This window comes from Xenorhabdus griffiniae (genome assembly GCF_015163655.1).
In the GTDB taxonomy this organism is placed as follows: domain Bacteria; phylum Pseudomonadota; class Gammaproteobacteria; order Enterobacterales; family Enterobacteriaceae; genus Xenorhabdus; species Xenorhabdus griffiniae.
This window is the reverse complement of the sequence record NZ_JADEUF010000164.1, coordinates 1-5,559: the sequence shown is the minus strand read 5'-3', so window position 1 is coordinate 5,559 and position 5,559 is coordinate 1. Positions and strand designations below refer to the sequence as shown.

Below are 5,559 nucleotides of genomic sequence, written 5' to 3'. Positions count from 1 at the left end.
ATATGTGGCAGCTAATCAAAAAAGTTAAGATTTTTTTGAATGCCGCTTCAGCAACCACATGGAAAGGAATAGGAAATATGAAACTCTCATGATTATGAAAAGTTATATATACTTTTGGTTTTTTCTCTTAAATTTTCCTATCCATCTATAGATCGTATGTATGTCAGGTATCGTTTTAAAGTTCTTGAAGAAGGAGAGTTATGGAAGACTTATGAAAGATTATTAAATGAAGGAAAATTAGCAGAGGGTGAAAAAGGAAAGACAATTAAAGGTCCAAATTGGAAGGAGCCTGAATTTTCCAGAACAAAAAAATATAACAATTTAATTGAATAACATAAAAAAATAACATTTAAAATGGATTATTAAAAGCTATTTGTTTAAACAAATAGCTTTTATTTTAAAGTGTTAATCCAAAAAATATTGGAGCAGCCGATGAGTACAAAATACCATTGCCCATGTTGTAATCATACGACCCTTGATGAATTTGGTGAATATCTTATTTGTGATATTTGTGGATGGGAAGATGATCCTGTGCAGTCTAAAGATGCCGACTTTCAGGGCGGGGCTAATGAAATGAGTTTAAATGAAGCAAGAAAAGCATTTTCAGAAGGTAAGAAAGTAAGCTAACTTATATTAGCTCAAACTGATTGCCAGCCAGCTTTCTGTGTCACAATCCATTCACGGCGATCGCCACTGCGTTGCAAGTGCTCAGCCAAAATAGGCAACAGGCTGTTTTTGTTATTACACTGCCTGTATAAGCAGATAACTCTTTCAAGAAAAAAGGGAATTCCTGCGCAGTCAGAAAAGGGAAATGCTGTTTTGTAGGTGAGGCTAGTGCACTCGCGAGATCGGGAGCAGGATTATATTCAGCACGTCCAGTAATAATGGCGTATTTAAAAACTTCCCCGCAACGCTGACGAACTTTGCGCATTTTTTCTAATGCACCTCGGGCTTCTAATTTTTTCAGTGTTTCAAGTAATTCCAAAGGCTTGATTTCTGATATGGGACGATGACCGATATAAGGGAAAATATCTTTTTCAAATGTATCGATAATTTCATCACGATAACGCAACGACCATCTATCAGCTTTGGATTTATGCCACTCCCTCATTATGGCTTCGAATGTGTTGCTTAGCTTGTATTGGCTGTTAATTTCATTTGGAGGTATCTCTTTAAGGGATACATTTTATTGAATAAAAAAGACGACATCAGACAAAAAGTGGCGGAAGATCACAGGAGTTGAACCTGCCGAGGGCCGCTGGCGGCCCCATCTGGATTTGAAGTCCAGCCGCCCCACCGGGGACGATGATCTTCCATTAATAGAATTGATGAAGAGCAGGGATTATAGCGCGTCTCCAAGAATATCTAAACTTCTCCGCAACTTCACAGATCCCTGACAGAAAAAGAACCTAATTGTTCGCACAAAAGTGCGGCATTAGCATTGAACTCACGATATCTTATCCCCATCTATCGTCAACAACCCATTGGGATACGGGGCTGGTTTCAGCCTATACCCAAATACACATATAAGGCGCTCATTATGACTAATCCGTTACTGATATCTTCTGTATTGCCTAAGTTCTCTGCAATCGAACCAAAGCATGTTGTGCCTGCTGTGAAAGAGACGTTAGCCAATTACCGCCAAGTCATTGAGAAGATTTTATCCGAAAACACTGCTTTTACCTGGGATAACCTGTGCCAACCCATTTCAGAAGAGAAAGACAGGCTTTCCCGTATGTGGTCGCCAGTCGAACACCTAAATGCGGTCAAGAATAGTCCAGAGCTTCGCGAAGCCTATGAGCAAAGCCTGCCCCTGCTCTCTGAATTCGATACCTGGTTGGGGCAACACAAAGGGTTATATCAAGCATATAAGTCGCTAAAAGAGAGCCAAATATTCGAAACCCTTTCCCAGCCACAGTGCAAGGTTGTTGAAGATACGTTGCGTGATTTTGAATTGACCGGCATTGGCTTACCAGAAGAGAAACAGAAACGTTACGGTGAAATTACTGCTCGTTTATCTGAGCTGGGTGCAAAGTTCGGCAATAATTTGCTGGATGCCACGATGGGATGGACCAAGCTGATTACCGACGAGGGTGATCTGGCCGGTTTGCCTGAAAGTGCCAAAGCCGCAGCCAAGGCCTCCGCCGAAGCCAAGGGGCTGGATGGGTGGTTGCTGACACTCAATATGCCAAGTTATCTGCCAGTCATGACCTATGGCGATAATCGTGAACTGCGCAAAGAAATGTATTATGCCTATACGACCCGTGCTTCTGATCAAGGGCCAGATGCCGGAAAGTGGGATAACAGTGAAGTGATGGCGGAATTACTTGCATTACGTCATGAACTCGCCCAATTATTGGGGTTCAAGAACTATGCTGAAAGTTCTCTGGCAACCAAAATGGCTGAAACACCTCAGCAGGTACTCGATTTCCTGAACGATCTGGCCAAACGCGCCCATCAACAAGGTCAAGAAGAGTTGGAAACACTCACTAACTTCGCAAAATCTCATCACGGTGTTGATGGGCTGGAAGCGTGGGATCTGGCATATTACAGCGAGAAGCAAAAGCAGCATGACTTCTCCATTGATGATGAACAACTGCGCCCTTACTTCCCGGAACAACGAGCGTTGGAAGGGCTGTTTGAAGTCATTCGCCGCATTTATGGCATTACCGCCAAAGAACGCCAGGATGTAGATACATGGCATCCTGATGTACGTTTCTTTGATCTGTATGATGAGCAGCAGGTATTGCGTGGCAGTTTCTATTTAGATCTTTACGCCCGCGAACATAAACGCGGTGGCGCATGGATGAACAGTTATGTCGGCAGAATGCGCCATGCATCTGGCGAGTTGCAAATTCCGGTCGCTTATCTGACTTGTAATTTTAATAAACCAGTCGGTGATCAACCGGCCCTGTTTACCCACGATGAAGTGACAACACTGTTCCACGAGTTTGGGCATGGCTTGCACCATATGCTGACCGAAATTGAAGTTTTGGATGTTGCCGGTATCAGTGGCGTACCGTGGGATGCAGTAGAGTGTCCAAGCCAGTTTATGGAAAACTGGTGCTGGGAGCCGGAAGCACTGGCATTTATCTCCGGTCACTATCAAACTCAGGAACCCCTGCCACAAGAGATGCTGGATAATATGCTGGCGGCCAAAAACTATCAGGCCGCAATGAAGATCCTGCGCCAGCTTGAGTTTGGTCTGTTCGATTTCCGCTTACATGTGGAATATGATCCAGCCAAAGGAGCGCAAATCCTGGAAACGCTGCAATCAGTGAAAAAACAAGTTGCGGTTGTGCCATCGCCAGATTGGGGACGCTTCCCGCACTCCTTTAGCCATATCTTTAATGGTGGCTATGCAGCAGGTTATTACAGCTATCTGTGGGCGGATGTGTTGGCAGCCGATGCCTATTCTCGCTTCTCAGAAGAAGGGATTTTCAATCGCACAACCGGTCAGTCATTCCTCGACAATATTTTGTCCCGCGGCGGCTCAGAAGATCCAATGACACTGTTTGTCCGCTTCCGGGGCCGTAAACCAGAACTGGATGCAATGCTGAAGAGCTACGGCATCGGCGGATAATCACCTGTGAAAATTTGTTTGATTTGTGAAGAAGGCGCTGATCGCAGCGCCTTGTCGTTATTGGCTGAACGTTGGGATCTGATCCACGATGAAGATTCGGTCATGGCACTGGTATTGACACCCGAACGACTCGAATTGCGCAAGCGTGATGAGCCTAAGCTGGGCGGGATTTATGTCGATTTTGTCAGCGGAACAATGGCGCACCGTCGTCGCTTTGGTGGTGGTCGTGGCGAAGCCGTCGCGAAAGCCGTCGGCATCAAGAAAGGTTATTTACCCAATGTTGTGGATGCTACCGCTGGGTTGGGACGCGATGCTTTTGTGCTGGCCTCTATCGGCTGTCATGTCAGAATGTTAGAACGCAACCCTGTGGTAGCAGCATTATTGGATGACGGACTACAGCGCGGCTATCAGGATGAAGAGATTGGAAGTTGGCTGAAAGAACGCATGACGCTGATCCACGCCTCAAGCATTACAGCATTGACAGATATTACACCGCCGCCAGATGTGGTTTACCTTGATCCAATGTATCCACATAAGCAAAAGAGCGCGCTAGTCAAAAAAGAGATGCGGGTTTTCCAATCACTGGTCGGGGCAGATGAGGATGCTGATAGTTTACTGGAACCGGCCCGTGCATTGGCAAAACGTCGGGTTGTGGTAAAACGGCCAGATTATGCAGAACCACTGGCGGGTGTTAAAGCATCCGCTGCAATTACCACTAAAAATCACCGATTCGATATTTATCCTTGTTAGAAAAATAAACCCCATGTTACATATGGGGTTTTTAAATCATCTGACTAATCCGAATTCCGCTTAAACCGTCGATCAATACAGGGAGGCCAAAGTGACGGCCTCAGATAAATCAATAGGTTACAAGTATAGTTTTTAAAGATAGCAGCATAGATATTTTGAGATCTTCACAACCTTGATTTTGAGATAATAGTGAGCCACTATGTAACATAACATACCATAAATAATCACTTTTTTTTCCTGATTTCGAGATATTGAAAACACTACTTTTAAGATAACTTACAACGCGAAGGAGATAAAACACCCGGTCAATATCGCCATCATGGTGTGAGCATAGGGCAATCAGAACATCTTCCGCCTGATAGCATAAAAGTCCCTGACTATATGAATGAATTAACCGCTTTCATTAACCGTGAGGACAGCCCTAAATACGATTTAATGAAAATAGCTCTTGCCCATCATCGCTTTGGTTGGATTCATCCTTTCAGCAACGGAAACGGTCGAACAGTAAGATTGTTAACTTATGCATTACTTATCAAGTATGGATTTAATGTTCAAGCAGGCGGCAGAGTTCTCAATCCTACAGCAGTGTTTTGCAATGATAGAAATAAATATTATGAAATGTTATCAAAAGCAGATCTTGGAACTCGTGAAGGGCTTGAAGAATGGTGTATTTATGTATTGGCTGGTATCTCTACTGAACTAAAAAAGGTTGACCAGTTAACCAATTTGCATTTCTTAAGTCAGAAAATTTTATTTCCAGCAATAGCATTTGCTTTAGAAAAGAATGCGCTAAGCAATATTGAAGCAAAAATACTGAGAAAAGCAGTTACAGTGGGCATTATTAAGGTAGGAGACTTGAAAGAGGTTTTACCTGAACTTAAGTCAGCACAAATAACATATCAAATATCTAAACTAATAGAACAGAAACTATTAAAGCCAACATCAAATAAAGCCAGAAGCTACGCGATTAATATATCCCATTCATCTCTGATAAGAGGAGTCATTCAATCCTTGAGAAATGAAGGATTCGTTCCTAGCTTATAGTTATCAATACCCTCCATCAATATTGAACTTGACAAAAACACAGATAATTTACGGAGAGAGTTATTCTTGGATGGGTCACGTATTCAAAATGTTGATTGGTCTTAAATATAATATTCTCTTTCGATAAAAGTCCCGATGACTTTGTCATGCATTTCCGGTGATTTTGAATAGCCTAATGTTTT

Annotated in this window: 4 protein-coding genes, 1 tRNA gene and 2 pseudogenes; 4 read left to right on the top strand and 3 right to left on the bottom strand. The window is 43.1% G+C overall.

All coding sequences use genetic code 11. The features are described 5' to 3' along the window. Window positions 1-432 precede the first annotated feature (432 nt). Window positions 433-627, top strand: a complete 195-nt coding sequence (locus tag IQ211_RS17705; protein ID WP_189761211.1) for a CPCC family cysteine-rich protein — start codon at window positions 433-435, stop codon at window positions 625-627. Window positions 628-706: 79 nt separating this feature from the next. Here the strand turns inward: IQ211_RS17705 and IQ211_RS17700 are convergent. Together IQ211_RS17700 and IQ211_RS17695 are read right to left on the bottom strand one after the other, a co-directional pair. Then, a pseudogene (locus IQ211_RS17700) lies at window positions 707-1,138 on the bottom strand (tyrosine-type recombinase/integrase); the annotation flags it as partial. An 82-nt stretch (window positions 1,139-1,220) separates the two neighbouring features. Then, window positions 1,221-1,315, bottom strand: a tRNA-Sec gene (locus IQ211_RS17695). 225 nt (window positions 1,316-1,540) lie between these two features. On the opposite strand from IQ211_RS17695, the gene prlC reads away from it, so the two are divergent. The 3 genes and pseudogenes from prlC to IQ211_RS17680 form a co-directional block, all read left to right on the top strand. Continuing rightward, window positions 1,541-3,583 (top strand): oligopeptidase A, encoded by a 2,043-nt coding sequence (gene prlC, locus IQ211_RS17690; protein ID WP_189761212.1) that lies wholly within the window; start codon window positions 1,541-1,543, stop codon window positions 3,581-3,583. Window positions 3,584-3,589: 6 nt separating this feature from the next. Continuing rightward, the gene (rsmJ, locus tag IQ211_RS17685; RefSeq protein WP_189761213.1) at window positions 3,590-4,333 is read left to right on the top strand and encodes a 16S rRNA (guanine(1516)-N(2))-methyltransferase RsmJ; all 744 of its coding nucleotides are present in this window, start codon (window positions 3,590-3,592) and stop codon (window positions 4,331-4,333) included. Window positions 4,334-4,603: 270 nt separating this feature from the next. Further along, window positions 4,604-5,377 (top strand): annotated as a pseudogene (locus IQ211_RS17680) (Fic family protein); the annotation flags it as partial. A 101-nt stretch (window positions 5,378-5,478) separates the two neighbouring features. On the opposite strand, the gene IQ211_RS17675 reads toward IQ211_RS17680, so the two are convergent. Next, the coding region (locus tag IQ211_RS17675) for an IS1 family transposase (protein WP_228011593.1) at window positions 5,479-5,559 on the bottom strand (81 nt) is incomplete at its 5' end.